Origin of the sequence: Streptomyces sp. 3N207, assembly GCF_052246355.1 — a bacterium.
Classification (GTDB): domain Bacteria; phylum Actinomycetota; class Actinomycetes; order Streptomycetales; family Streptomycetaceae; genus Streptomyces.
Genome location: NZ_JBQQBV010000016.1, coordinates 134,196 through 147,151, shown reverse-complemented (window position 1 = coordinate 147,151; position 12,956 = coordinate 134,196). Strand labels below are relative to the sequence as shown.

At 69.7% G+C, this 12,956-nt stretch carries 10 protein-coding genes and 1 pseudogene; 6 read left to right on the top strand and 5 right to left on the bottom strand.

The features are described 5' to 3' along the window. Nucleotides 1–54: 54 nt before the first annotated feature. Entirely contained in the window at nt 55–720 is a 666-nt protein-coding gene (locus ACTWP9_RS24310; RefSeq protein ID WP_443248417.1) for a TauD/TfdA family dioxygenase, read from the bottom strand. A gap of 530 nt (nt 721–1,250) precedes the next feature. Beyond that, complete coding sequence (locus ACTWP9_RS24305) at nt 1,251–2,327, bottom strand: Glu/Leu/Phe/Val dehydrogenase dimerization domain-containing protein (protein ID WP_443248375.1); 1,077 nt, start codon at nt 2,325–2,327, stop codon at nt 1,251–1,253. A 77-nt stretch (nt 2,328–2,404) separates the two neighbouring features. Between ACTWP9_RS24305 and ACTWP9_RS24300 the strand changes: the two genes are divergently transcribed. Together ACTWP9_RS24300 and ACTWP9_RS24295 are read left to right on the top strand one after the other, a co-directional pair. Continuing rightward, complete coding sequence (locus ACTWP9_RS24300) at nt 2,405–2,863, top strand: Lrp/AsnC family transcriptional regulator (RefSeq protein ID WP_443248374.1); 459 nt, start codon at nt 2,405–2,407, stop codon at nt 2,861–2,863. A gap of 88 nt (nt 2,864–2,951) precedes the next feature. Further along, nucleotides 2,952–3,473 (top strand): HAD domain-containing protein, encoded by a 522-nt coding sequence (locus ACTWP9_RS24295; protein ID WP_443248373.1) that lies wholly within the window; start codon nt 2,952–2,954, stop codon nt 3,471–3,473. Between the two features lie 111 nt (nt 3,474–3,584). Here ACTWP9_RS24295 and ACTWP9_RS24290 read toward each other — a convergent pair whose 3' ends face one another. From ACTWP9_RS24290 to ACTWP9_RS24280, 3 genes are all read right to left on the bottom strand, one after another. Further along, complete coding sequence (locus ACTWP9_RS24290) at nt 3,585–4,580, bottom strand: MBL fold metallo-hydrolase (RefSeq protein WP_443248372.1); 996 nt, start codon at nt 4,578–4,580, stop codon at nt 3,585–3,587. Between the two features lie 174 nt (nt 4,581–4,754). Then, entirely contained in the window at nt 4,755–6,380 is a 1,626-nt protein-coding gene (locus tag ACTWP9_RS24285) for a serine hydrolase (RefSeq protein ID WP_443248371.1), read from the bottom strand. Between the two features lie 151 nt (nt 6,381–6,531). Further along, complete coding sequence (locus ACTWP9_RS24280) at nt 6,532–7,599, bottom strand: MBL fold metallo-hydrolase (RefSeq protein WP_443248370.1); 1,068 nt, start codon at nt 7,597–7,599, stop codon at nt 6,532–6,534. 153 nt (nt 7,600–7,752) lie between these two features. Between ACTWP9_RS24280 and ACTWP9_RS24275 the strand changes: the two genes are divergently transcribed. The 4 genes and pseudogenes from ACTWP9_RS24275 to ACTWP9_RS24260 all read left to right on the top strand — a co-directional run bounded on the left by ACTWP9_RS24275 (nt 7,753) and on the right by ACTWP9_RS24260 (nt 12,732). Continuing rightward, nucleotides 7,753–8,715: a LysR family transcriptional regulator gene (locus tag ACTWP9_RS24275; protein WP_443248369.1), complete on the top strand. Its 963-nt coding sequence runs from the start codon at nt 7,753–7,755 to the stop codon at nt 8,713–8,715. Then, nucleotides 8,712–9,620: a serine hydrolase gene (locus ACTWP9_RS24270; protein WP_443248368.1), complete on the top strand. Its 909-nt coding sequence runs from the start codon at nt 8,712–8,714 to the stop codon at nt 9,618–9,620. The genes ACTWP9_RS24275 and ACTWP9_RS24270 overlap by 4 nt, the downstream gene beginning before the upstream one ends. Next, nucleotides 9,580–10,242, top strand: a pseudogene (locus tag ACTWP9_RS24265) (DUF4982 domain-containing protein); the annotation flags it as partial. The gene ACTWP9_RS24270 and the pseudogene ACTWP9_RS24265, both read left to right, overlap by 41 nt. Before the next feature lie 582 nt (nt 10,243–10,824). Beyond that, a complete protein-coding gene (locus ACTWP9_RS24260) occupies nt 10,825–12,732 on the top strand; it encodes an amino acid transporter (RefSeq protein WP_443248416.1) in 1,908 nt (635 codons plus the stop codon). The last annotated feature ends 224 nt before the right edge of the window (nt 12,733–12,956 follow it).

Here is a 12,956-nt window from a genome sequence, read left to right as displayed (position 1 = left end):
CCAAGGGCCCTTATCGCTTGGGCAATTACCGCCGCCCGCCCAGGGAACCCCTGGTCACCGGACCGGTGCGCAGACTCGCGAGTCCTGCTTCCGCAGCGCGCGGGAGGGCCGCAGATCAGCCACGGCGAAGCAGCGCCGGAGCCACCTGTCCCGTCCGTCGTAGTTGGGTGTGAACCCCGTACGGCCGTGCACGGCGGTGCGGTTGTCGATCACGATCATGTCTCCGGGCCGCAGGAACACTCCGCACAGCACTTTCTCGACCGCCCCACGCAATTCGTCCAGGGCCGTAGCGCCTCGCTCGTCGACCGCCTCCGTCCCGAAGAAGTTCACGCACAGATCGGGGTCGTCGGCCGGGCCGCTGAGTACGGGCTGAGGCGGGGTGTATCGGGGGGCAGCCGCGCCGTCGGCGAAAGAACTGCTGAACCGAGTGCGGTAGATCGGCTCACGGAGCGTCGCCGCAGAGACCGGAGACAGCAGTGGCAGGGCCGCCCTGATCGATCCGGTCACGGTGATGGCGCCGCGGTCCGGCCCCGAGCGCAGGCAGTACAGGCTCAGATAGTCGGGCTTGTAGGGATGGAAGCTGTCCTCAGTGTGCAAATCCAGCAACACACTTCCGGAGTTCTCCTGGCGCTCTTCGGCCCCGGGCAACGGGCAGATGTCCTGGACGAGCCGCCCTTCCTTCTCGTCCGCGTAGGAAACCGCATCCCCCAGCACACTCATGACAGCCAACTGGGTCAGTGTGCTCAATGGGAGTGCGGACCAATGGCCGGAGAACCTTCCGTCAGCCGGGGTCCTGGACAGTGGGGCTTCCACCGGAAGATGCCGCAGCAACAGCGTTCCGGGCTCATTCCCCACCACCCGGAAGCGGATCAGCTGTTCCAACAGGGAGGTGGGCAGAGAGCGACTTGCAATAGCGGCAGCAGTCAACAGAACCTGATCGTCGAGTGGCCTTTCCCCATGGGAGTCGGCGATCGTGCGTGCCGCCTGCTCGAAATCCGCGAGGTCGCCCTCGGCCACTCCGAGGACGGCCTCACCCTCCAGAACACCGAACCGCCAGGCTTCATCTATGCCGTCGGACTCAGCAGTGTCCGAGGACGCGTCCATCACTTTGATTCCCTTCGGGTCACCTACGAAGACGAATCATAAGCGCTTGCGACTCAGCGGTAGCCAGGCTCCAGGCCCATGCCAACAGCTGGGGCAGGCTGCGTGACTCCACGTCAGTTGCTGGCGACACGCGCTCCGTTCACCCATCACCCCTCCCCTCCTCGGACCCGTTGCGCGGCGAGCTGCCCGGCTGCAAAAGCGGGCGTGATCTGAAGATCCCGGGCCATCCGGAATACCTGCCGGAGCGTCATTGCGATGCCGTGGATACGCTCCGTCAGCCGTTCCTCGGATTCCTGGCGCAGTTCGACACCGGTGGCGTGAATGACCCCTCCGGAGCTGACGACCACGTCCGGTGCCCAGAGGATGCCTCGCGCCGCGAGCAGGCGGGCGGTGTCCGGCTCGTCGAGCTGATTGTTGGCCGGGCCGGCGACGGCGGCACACCGCAGCAGCGGCACCGTGTGCTTCGTCAGCAGACCGCCGAGCGCGGCCGGTATGAGGACGTCGACCTCCGTCTTGACGGCGTCGTCCGGATGCACCCAGGTCGCGCCCAGTTCCTCGGCCAGGCTTCGCTTGGCAGGGTTGACGTCGGTCATCACAAGCCTCGCACCAGCGCGATCCAACAGCCGGGCCACATGGGCGCCGACCGCACCGAGGCCGATCACCCCGAACGTCCGCCCGGTCAGCTCCGGTGCCCCGAAGAGCTCGTCGGCCACCGCGCCCAGCGCCGTGACGGTGCCGCGCGCGGTGTGGAGGGAGGAGTCGCCGCTGCCGCCGTCCTCGACGGGCCGGCAGCAGACGTGCGACGTACGTTCGCCGATCACGGACATGTCGGGCGGGCTGCTTCCCACGTCCGGGCCTGCGATGTAGCTGCCGCCGAGCGACTCGATCGCGTCGCCGAGGTCGTGGAGCAGCGCCGTGCGTTCGGCGCCGGTCGGCCGGACTGCGGCCGGAAGGGCGACGACCGCCTTCGCGCCTCCATGAGGCAGACCGGCCAGCGCGTTCTTCTCGGTCATCGCTGCCGACAGACGCAGCGCGTCCGCGGTGGCGGCGGCCGGGTCGTCGTAGTGAGCGATCCGGCACCCGCCCGCCGCCGGGCCGAGGGAGGTCGAGTGGATCGCGATGGTGATCGCCAGGCTGCTGCGGCGGCCGCGCACGACCTGCACCAGCTCGTGTGAGGGATTCGGGGCATCGGCGACAGGGGCGTACGGAAATGCGGTGGTCATGCCGGAAAGCTAGCCGGTCCGCCGAGGCAGTGGGCAAAGCCCCGAACGATATTCGAATCCGGGTGCATACTCGCGGCATGGACGAACTTGATTCGGCAATCGTTCGGCATCTGCAGCGCGATGCGCGGCAGACCAATCGCGACCTCGCCCGCGCCCTCGGCATCGCCCCGTCGACCTGCCTGGAGCGAACCCGGGCGCTGCGCGCCCGCGGGGTCATCACCGGTTACCACGCTGCAGTCGACCCGGCGGCCCTGAACCGCCACGTACAGGCGCTCATCCATTTCCAGGTACGGCCCCTGAATCGAGCAGTCATCGAAACCTTCAAGGCGTACGCCGCCGGCCTGCCCGAGGTCAACACGGTCTATGTCGTCACGGGCGGCGACGACATGATCGTGCACGTCTCCGTGCCCAGCGTGGACTACCTGCACGGCTTCCTGATGGACAAGTTCACCGAGCGCCGCGAAGTCGTCGGATTCCGCAGCTCGGTGATCTACCAGCACACCCACAACCGGGTGCTCGAACCCCTCACCCCTTGACTGTCGGGCGTGCTCGTCCTGCTCAGCCACCGGTTCGGGAAACAGCCACCGTGCCCCGCGCGCCGGGATGCGTCGCTATCGTGTCGGCGTGACCGGTTCCGTGCAGCGTCCGCTGCTGTTTCTCGATGTCGACGGACCACTCATCCCGTTCGGCCGGGAGCCCCAGCAGTATCCGGCCAGTGCGACAGCTGCCGACCCGTTTGACACCTCTGCGAATCCGCTGCTGACCAGGATCGATCCCGAGCACGGGCGCCGACTGGCGGCCCTCCCGTGCGAGGTGGTCTGGGCCACGACATGGATGGCTGACGCGAACGACTGCATCGCCCCGCGCCTTGGTCTGCCGCCGCTGGCAGTGGTGAACTGGCCCGAACCGTCCGACATCGATGACCAGGACGAGCGCAGCGGACTGCACTGGAAGACCCGCACCATCGTCGAATGGGCAGCGGGCCGCGCATTCGCCTGGATCGACGACGAGCTCACCGGCGCTGATCGGGCCTGGGTCGCCGCCCACCACCAAGGGCCCGCCTTGCTCCACCGTGTTGATCCCCGCCATGGTCTGACCGATGCTGACTTTGCGGCTCTCGACTCATGGCTGCGGCAGCCATCCTGAACTCGGCTGAAGAGAGTGCCGGATTCGAGCTATGGCATGCGAACATCGGGCGAAATCTGGTTCGTCTCCCGCGAGTTCTGCCCTGCGGACCTGCAGAAGCTGTCGAGTCAATCAACGTGTGCTGTCGGCTGTGGTCGTTGCCTCGGCGTCGGCGAGCCTGCCGTGCAGCATCAGGTCCATCACCTCCATATACCGCTGTGCCCGCGGTCGGCCGAGCACGAAGGGGTTCGGTCCGTCGGGATTGTTCCGTAGCTGCTCGGCACGTTCGAGGCCGTTGTCGTTGGGATGGTTGGACAGCTCCACATCCACGTTCGCCTGCCGCATCCGATCCCGGAAGGACTGGATGGAGGTCAGGTAGGTGCGCAACTGGGCGGGCGCGGAGGGCGGGTTCAAGCCGCCCCACAGCATGGCCGTATGGCGCGCGTGGCCCACCTGTACGGGGAAGACTGGGGAAACGGTGCCAGGGGTGTGGCCCGGAGTGTGGTGGAACCGAATCCTCGTGCCGCCGAGCGTGAGCTGTTGCCCGTCCACGATGTCCAGATCCCGGGCGGGGGCGTGGTCCGGGTCGGTGCGGGCCGCGAGGTCCCAGTCGGCCGGTGACATCAGCACGCGTGATCCGTAGCGCTCGGCAAGGTACTGCGCACCGCCGTAGTGGTCGTCGTGGCCGTGCGTGATGACGATGTATTTGATCGTCTCCGGATCGGCTCCCAAGGTGCGCAGCCCCGGGACGAGGACGCTTTCGGCCTCCCGCGAGGACGTCAACGCGTCGATCAGCACGATCCCGTCGTCGGTCAGTACGGCCATGGCGGAGACCCAGCCCGCGCTCAGCATGGCAAGGTTGTCGAAGATCTTCAGCGGTTCCGGCGCGGGTGGCCGGGGAACCTCGGTGCCGGGGGTCAGCGCCTTCACGAGGGTGCGCAGTATCGGGTCGCTGCCGGCCAGCCGACGGGCACGGTCGTAGTAAGCCTGCCCGTCCGACGTGGCGGCCGTCGCCGAGTCGAAGGGGAGCGAGCCGGCTCCGGCTGCGAGGGCGAGGGCGGCGAGCCGGCCGAAGCGACGCCTGGAGAGAGGGCCGGCGGGTCGCTCGTGGTGGGGCAGATGCGTCATGGCGTTCTCCTCATGACTCGAATGACTCGGAAGTGTTCAGAAATCCTCAGGCGAGCTCTCGCGGTCCGTGGCCCGGGTGGTCGGCACCTGAGAGCTCCGTACCGCTCGTCGCCGTACGGCCAGTGGCACCACTCGGTCGGGTAGTTGAGCCCGGCGCACGACGGTCACACCGCTCTAGCCCCACCGGGCCAGCTTCGCTCCGAAGGACGGGCTCGACAGGTCGTTCCGCAGGGTGACCGGCACCTTCTCCCCGCCCCGGCCGCTGCCCGCGGTCAGGAACCCGACCTTGGTGCCGGCTTTCGCGGAGTGCGGGAGCGTGGTGCTGTCCGGGGTGATCCGCAGATCCACCTTCTGGCCCGGTACCCCGACGGCGGTGAAGTCCCCGGCGGCGACCAGCGGGGTGCGCCCGCCGAGTCCGTCGTCAAGATGACCGACCACTTGGCCTTTGCGGACAGCCGCGGCGGAAGTGAGCGCCGCCCGGACCGCCTGCACGATCTTCTTGCTGCTGTTCTTGACCTGGGTCAGGCTGCTGGCCCCGTTCGGGTCGGGTCCGTCGGCGTGCTGGTCCAGCATGGTGCCGAGGATCAGTGGGGTCTTGCCGTCGACGGTCTTGTAGGCGGCCCACACCAGGGTGCCGCCGGCCGGTGTGTTGGACCCGGTCTTGATGCCCCTGATACTCAGGTCGGACATCAGCAGCCTGTCCATGTTGTTGATCAACGGCTTGTCCAGACCGTCCACCTGGGCACTGGGCAATGCGACAGCCGCGCGGAACGTGCCGAGCCTCATGACAGCCTCCGCGAGCTTCAGCTGGTCGACGGCGGTGCTCACGGTCTTGGCGTCCAGGCCGCTGGGATCGGTGTAGGTGGTGTCCTTCATCCCCAGCTTCCGGGCGGCATCGTTCATCTTCCGTACGAAAGCGGCCTCGGTGCGGCTGTCTGTGACCCAGCGGGCCAGCAGGCGGGCGATGTTGTTGCCCGAGGGAATCATCAACATCTTCAGCATGTCCTGCTGGCTGAACTTCTGGCCGACCTCCAGCCCTTCGATACGCGATTCGTGCTTGGACCTGCCCTCCTGCACCGCCTTGGCATCGACCTCGATCATCGGCCCCTTCTCGTCCTTCCCCAGCGGACGTTCGCGAAGGAGGACGTACGCCGTCATCATCTTGGCGACACTCGCGGTCGGCACGGGTTTCTGCGTGCCGTAGGTGCCGACTGTGCCCGTACCCGGCAGCGCGACGGCAGCCTGGCCCTCCCGCGGCCACGGCACCGTGAAGTGTCCCGGCAGGGTGTAGGAGGTAAGCGCCGCATCCAGCCGCAGCACCGGGGCGGGCAGCGGCCGCACCGTCTGGACCACCACCAGGACCAGGCACAGCGCGAGCACGACCGCCACCCCTGCCTTCACCCTGCGGGACCTCGCAGGGCTCGAAGCCGCCGCCTCCTGCACGGCTGCGGGGCCAGCGTTGCCCTCCGCCGGCTTCTGCTCCGGGTCCCCCTCCAGCCCCTGGCCACCGGGCAGTTCCGGCTTCTGGGGGTCGGCGGTGTCCGGGGCTCCGGCGTCGTCCGGCTCCGGGTCCGGCGCATCGGCGGCCTCCGGCTCCCCCACGTCGTCCGACTCCGGCTCCGGAGCCTCGGCAGCCTCCGGCTCCCCCGCTGTGTGCTCCTCCTCCGGCCCCTGGGCTCCGTCGTCGGTCGCGGGATCGTCCGAGCTTCGCTCGGTCGCGGGATCGTCCGAGCTTCGCTCGGTCGCGGGATCGTCCGAGCTTCGCTCCGGTGGCTGCGCGGCCGTGGATGCGCGCGTCACTGTTCGTCCTTTCTCGGCCCAGGGCCAGGTGGTACCGGGCTGCTGTGCCGGCACAGTGGTGAGGCGTACGGGTCAGTGGTCCAGTACGGCCTGGATGACGGACTCGGCGAGAGGAGCGCCGAGACGGGCACCCGCGATCTCGGAGCGGAGCTCACAGTTCGAACTGCTCCAAGTGGCGGGGGTCGACGACGTGGCCGTCGGTGCCCACCACCTGCTGGAGCTGGTCGACCACGCGGCGGTTCACGGTGTCGTGCACCGCGGGATCGTCCAGCGCCGTGACCATGTCGTCGTGGTGGCTCGGGACGACGACGCGGGGCCGGCCGAGGGCGCTGACCGCGCGCTCGAAGTAGTCGTGCACGGCGGCGTGCCCGCTGGAGCCCAGCACCAGGACGTCCGGCGTGGCGCCGGAGACCTCGCGGGCCGCGAAGTTGGCCGTACCGCTCAGGAACATGACGCTCAGCCGGTCGCCCACCGTCACCTGGTAGCCCAGCGTGCCGCCCTCCACCAGATCGCCCAGCGTCCGGGGCCGGGAGGGGGGTGCGGTCAGGGTGCCGTACGGATCGAAGCCGTAGCCTCCGAGCTGGCTGTGCAGGCTGCGGACCACCTCGACGGTGTAGTCGGCACGTGACCGCTTGCCGGACGGCTGGAGGGGATGGCGCAGCACCTCTCCCCCGGACACCAGGACGGGGCGGTGTTTGCGCCCCTTGCCGGGGACGCCCATGGCGGTCAGCAAGTGCAGATGCGTCTCGGTGCCGAGGATGTTGATCTCCTTGTCCCGCCAGGCCGGGTGGTCCAGGAGATACGGCACATCGGCGAGGTGGTCCCAGTGACCGTGGGTCAGCAGCACGAACTCGGGTGCTCCTGCGAGGTGTTCACCGAGCACCCGGTCGATGATCCGGTGGTTCACCTCCAGCTTCCTCGTCAGGTCGGCCTTGCCGTCGGGGCCCGTGTAGCGCTGCCGGGTGAGGTACGGGTCGATCAGCAGCCGGTGCCCGTCGAAGGTCAGCTCCCAGCCCGCGATGCCGAGCCAGCGCAGCCGGACACCGCTGCTCCCCCGGCGACCGCTGTCCCGCGCGGTACGGGCTGTGGGCGCTGCTGCTGCCGCTGAAGCGATGGTTGAGGTTCCCGTCACGCCGACGGCCCCGGCGGCCACGCTGGTCCGCAGCACCCTGCGACGGCTCGGACGGCGCTGGGCGGCTGCGGGCTGTTGAGAGGGCATGGCGGTACTCCTTCGCCTCGTGCGGGTTTCAACTGCTGCTCATGGCCCGGGCCTGGGGGAAAGGAGTCAAACCTCGGCAGTCACCCTGTGTCGAATATGCTCTCGACCGCGCGCCGATTCGTTCGGCGTATCACCGCAGATCATGGGGGACGCATGCTGACGGAGCGGCACCTGGAAATCTTCGTCGCGCTCGCGGAGGAAGGGCACTTCGGCGACGCCGCGCAGCGCGTGGGCATCACCCAGCCACCCCTCTCGCAGGCGCTGCGGAGGCTGGAGGCGCTGCTGGGGGTGCGGCTGTTCGACCGGGAACGCGGGGTCTCCCTCACCGAGGAGGGCGCTCTGCTGCTCCCGCACGCCCGCCGGGCACTCATCGCGCTGGCCGAACTGCGGGAGACCGGCGCCAGGGAGCACGCGGACGGGCAGCGCCTCCGACTCGGCCTGCCGCCCGAACTGCCGCCCCGGCTCGGCGCGTCCGTCGCCGCGGCACCCGTCCGGGCCGGGATCCGCGGCCGGGTCTCGGTGGTGACGGCGCCGACGGCCATGCTGCTCACGGACGTCTCGGCAGGACGTCTCGACCTGGCCGTCGTCCGCCACCCCGCCGTGCTCCACGGGCTGGCCGCGGGCCCGGTGACGCTGCTGCCGACGTGGTTGCTGGCACCGGATGACACGGTCGGTGGGCCGGCCGGGCAGTCCTCGCCGGGCGAAGTGGCCGACCGGACCGCGCCGCACAGCACCACCATTGAATCCGCCCGGCGCTCGGGCGGTGCGCGAGCGGGGCGGCTGTTGCCGTACGCCGTCCGGCCGCGCGCCGAGGCGCCCGCGGCACACGACCTGTTCCTGGATACGCTCGCGGGCCGGGGGCAGCGGGTGGAGACCGTGGTGATCTCGGACGAGCGCGCCGGGCTGGCTCTGGTTGCCGCCGGTCAGGCCGTGCTCGTCACCGCCGACGAAACACTCACCGCCGACGGCGTCGTCCGGCAGCCGACCGCCGATCCGGCGCTGCCGTTGCGGCTGCGGGTGGTGTGGGACGCCAGGCGGCTGGCCGCCGCGGAGGCGGAAGAAGCGGCCGAAGCACTCGTCGACGCGCTGGCCCCCGCCCGGGAGAGCGCCCGATGAGCGCGGAGGCACCCGGCAGGGGCATCGAGCGCACCCTGCGCGAAATGTTCGACGACGCCGGGGTGCGCGGCTGGCTCCATGTGGCCGAACTGCACCGGCCCGAAGCGCGGGTGACCATCGACGCGGACGAAGCCGCGCTGATGGGCTCCGTCTACAAGGTGCCGCTGATGGTGACCTACTGCCGCCAGGTCGATGCGGGCCTGCTCGACCCGCGGCAACGGATCACCCTGCCGCCCCAGGACCGGCTGCCGGGACCCACCGGCATCTCACAGCTCCAGGACGAGGTGTCGATGTCCCTGCGCGATCTGGTCGTCATGATGATGACCATCTCCGACAACGCCGCAGCCGACGCGGTGCTCCGCCACGTGGGCGCTGCGGCGGTCGACGACACCTGCCGGGCCCTCGGTCTCTTCCGTACGCAGCTCAACGACGGTGCCGCGGGCACCCTGGCGCGGCTGGTGACGGAGACCGGTGCGGAGACGGTGGACGCGGCGTTCGCGCGGATCGCCGACAACGACCGGGCAGTGCCACCGGGTGTCTACGACCCCGCCTGCGCGACCGCGACCACCCCCGCGGAGATGGCTCACCTGCTGCGCACCATCTGGCTGGACGAGGCCGCCTCCGCCGACAGTTGCGCCTTCATCCGCCGGACGATGGGGCACCAGCCCGCGCAGCACCGGCTCGCGTCCGGCTTCCCGTACGACGAGGTGGCGGTGTACGGGAAGACCGGGACGTTCGGCGTCATGCGGCACGAGGCCGGGGTCGTCGAACTGGCCGACGGCCGCGCGTACACGGCCGTCGTCTTCACACAGGCAGCCCGCGCCGACCGCCGGTTGCCTCGCGCCGACGCGGTCATCGGCGCCACTGCCCGCACGGCGGTCGAGCACCTGCGAGGGCGGGAGTAGCTGTGGCCGGGGTGCTGCCGGCATCTGCAGCGCCGCAGCCCGGCTGGACCTGACGCTCAACGGCCGGTCGTTGGGCGCGAAGTCCTTCGACCGGAAGACCACCGAGGACGGCCGGAAGTACTGGGAGACGACCGAGGCGACCGGCGACGACAAGACAGTCACCTCCGGTCCCTATCCCGGCAGTTACACCAGCCCGAACGGCAGCGCAGGCAAGCTGCACCTGACGTGGCAGGTCCCTTTCCAGCCGGGCAAGCTCGTCGCGGTGGCCCGCCGCGACGGCGCCGAGGTGGCCCGGGACACATTGCGCACGGCCGGTGACCCGGCCGCCGTCCGGCTCACCCCGGACCGGACACGGATCACAGCCGACGGCCGCTCGCTGTGCTTCGTCACCGCCGAGGTCACCGACGCGCGAGGTGTCCTGGTGCCGGACGCGGATCACCGCATCACCTTCTACGTGACCGGCGGCGGAAGCCGCCTCGTGGGCGTGGACAACGGGCAGCAGGAGAGCGCGGAGAACTACCGTTCCCCCGCACGCGCCGCCTTCCACGGCAAAGCACTCGCCGTCGTGCAGGCGGGAGGGGACTCCGGGCCGGTCACCGTCACCGCACACGCGGACGGGCTCCGGACCGGATCGACGAGGATCGAGGCCACCGGAGGGGGCCGTCGCCACAACCGTGCGCTCGCACTGCCCGCCCCCGAAGCGGAGCCCACCCGCATCACGTTCGACACCGTGGCCACCACCCGGGTGAGGGTCGACATGGCAAGCCCCCACCCGCACGAGGACAACGGCTTCCTCCGCATCGTGCGCCTCACCACCTCGCCCGGCGCGGAGGGGCGGACGGCCAGGGCTGAGCTGCCACGCGCCGCCTCCCACACGTCCGCCTGCCCGGTCTCCGGCGAGCCGGGGCAGGCGGACCGGCCACTGTCCGTCGTCACTGCCGCCGCGTTCCTGGTCGGCCGTGGGCGGACGCTCTCGTCATTGCCCACCGCACTCCTCAGGCAGCGTGCACGGACCCGCTACCGCACCGTGCCATCGGCGCAGCGCATACTCGGTGACCGCGGCGGTTCCCCACAGACGGTGACTGCCGCGACAGGTGCATTCGGCAGACGAGAAGGGCTGACCAAGGAAATGGCAGAAGCGGACGGGTCGGCTGTTCCCGAAGTGGTGGACAGCCCGGCTCTGCGGAACCAGCCGACCGGGAAAATGGCCGGCTGGTTGCTGCGCCATCAGGTGGAGCCGGTCGGGCCGGCCGCCGGTGAGGGGCACGTCAAGCCACACCCTTGGTGGAAGGTGATGTGCCTGACGGGTGTCGACTACTTCTCCAGCCTCGCCTACGTCCCGGCCATCGCAGCCCTGGCGGCCGGAGCGGTCTCTCCGTTGGCGACGCTGCTGATCGTGGCCTTGACCCTGCTGGGGATGTTGCCGATGTACCGGCACGTGGCGCGGCAGAGCCCGCGCGGTGCCGGGTCGGTGGCGATGCTGGAAGACCTCCTGCCGTTCTGGTGGGGCAAGCTGTTCGTGCTGGTCCTGCTCGGCTTCGTGGCGACCTCCTGGATCATCACGATCACCCTGTCCACGGCGGACGCCTCCGTGCATGTCGTGGAGAACCCGTTCTTCCCGCACGCCCTGCACGGCCACGAGGTCGCGCTCACGGTGGCTCTGCTGCTGGTGCTCGGAGGCGTCTTTCTGCTCGGGTTCAGCGAAGCGGTCAGCGTCGCCATCCCGCTGGTCGCACTCTTCCTGGCGCTGAACGCGATCGTCATCGCCGCCGGCCTGGTCGATGTCTTCACCACCCCGGGGGCCCTCTCGGACTGGTCGGACGCGCTGCTCGACGGCGGCGGCGGCTTCGGCGACCTGATGGGCCCGGCGCTCTTGGCGTTTCCGCTGCTCGTGCTGGGACTTTCCGGCTTCGAGACCGGCGTCAGCATGATGCCGCTCGTATCCGCAGCGGGCGCCGATGCCGAGCAGCGGCTGCGCTCGCGGATCCGCAACACCCGCGCGCTGCTGACCACCGCCGCACTCATCATGAGCGTCTATCTGCTGTCCGCCAGCTTCGTGACCACCGTTCTCATCCCGCACAAGGAGTTCGAGCCCGGCGGCGCGGCCAACGGCCGGGCCCTGGCCTGGCTGGCGCACGAACAGGTCGGAGAGGCGTTCGGCACCGTCTACGACATCAGCACCATCCTCATCCTCTGGTTCGCGGGCGCGTCCGCGATGGCGGGACTGGTGAACATCGTCCCCAGATACCTGCCGGGTTACGGCATGGCACCGGAGTGGGGACGCGCCGTACGGCCGGTCGTCCTCGTCTACACCGCCGTGTGCGTCTGCATCACGATCGCCTTCGACGCCGACGTCGACGCCCAAGCAGGCGCCTACGCCACCGGCATCCTCGCCATGATGGTCTCCGGTGCCTTCGCCGTCACCGTCTCGGTCGCCCGGCACCGACGCAGGGTCACGGCCGTCGGTTTCGCACTGCTCACCGTCGTCCTGCTCTACGCCCTGGTCTACAACATCGTCGACAAGCCCGACGGCATCGCGATCTCCGGCCTGTTCATCGTCGGCATCGTTCTCGTGTCGCTCGTCTCCCGCGTCTCACGTACCACGGAACTGCGCGCCGACCGCATCGTCTTCGACCCTGCCGCCCGTCGGTTCGTCACCGACACCCTCGCCTTCGACAACTCCATCAACATCATCGCCAACCGGCGCCAGGCCGGCGACCGGGCCGAGTACAGCCTCAAGGAGCGGGAGCAGCGCGGAACCAACCCCGTTCCCGGTCCCGCCGACGTGCTGTTCCTCGAGATCGACGTGGTCGACCCGTCCGACTTCAGCGACACCCTCACCATCCACGGCGTCGAAGTCGACGGCTATCGCATTCTGCGCACCGAGGCCCCCGCCGCACCGAACGCCATCGCCGCCATCCTCCTGGCCCTGCGCGATGCCACCGGTGTCAAGCCGCACTGCTACTTCGCCTGGGCCGAAGGCAGCCCGCTGCGTCACATGTACCGGTACTTCCTGCTCGGCCGCGGTGATACGGCACCGGTCGTGCGCGAGATCATCCGCAGCAACGAACCCGATCCGGACCAGCGCCCCGGCATCCACGTCGGCGGCTGACCACACGCAGTCGGCAACGTGCCGTACAGCCACCGCGTCGCCGTCGTTCAGCAGGCCCTCTCCCCCGGGCGCGGCACAACCTGAAGGCGTGAACCGGACGAACTGGCCGGGAGACGAACTGGTCGGGAGGAGTCGTGAAGATCGGGTGAGCACCCTTGCCCCGCCTGCCGATACGCCGGAAGTTCGGTTGCGGCCGTTCTCGCGGCTGCCTACCTTGGGCGCCC

Bases quoted from the DNA above. Each gene is read 5' to 3' on its own strand.
- ACTWP9_RS24290 (WP_443248372.1), bottom strand. From the start codon at position 4,580: ATGACGCATCTGCCCCACCACGAGCGACCCGCCGGCCCTCTCTCCAGG.
- ACTWP9_RS24305 (WP_443248375.1), bottom strand. From the start codon at position 2,327: ATGACCACCGCATTTCCGTACGCCCCTGTCGCCGATGCCCCGAATCCC.
- ACTWP9_RS24275 (WP_443248369.1), top strand. From the start codon at position 7,753: ATGCTGACGGAGCGGCACCTGGAAATCTTCGTCGCGCTCGCGGAGGAA.
- ACTWP9_RS24280 (WP_443248370.1), bottom strand. From the start codon at position 7,599: ATGCCCTCTCAACAGCCCGCAGCCGCCCAGCGCCGTCCGAGCCGTCGC.
- ACTWP9_RS24260 (WP_443248416.1), top strand. From the start codon at position 10,825: ATGGCCGGCTGGTTGCTGCGCCATCAGGTGGAGCCGGTCGGGCCGGCC.
- ACTWP9_RS24300 (WP_443248374.1), top strand. From the start codon at position 2,405: ATGGACGAACTTGATTCGGCAATCGTTCGGCATCTGCAGCGCGATGCG.
- ACTWP9_RS24270 (WP_443248368.1), top strand. From the start codon at position 8,712: ATGAGCGCGGAGGCACCCGGCAGGGGCATCGAGCGCACCCTGCGCGAA.
- ACTWP9_RS24310 (WP_443248417.1), bottom strand. From the start codon at position 720: ATGAGTGTGCTGGGGGATGCGGTTTCCTACGCGGACGAGAAGGAAGGG.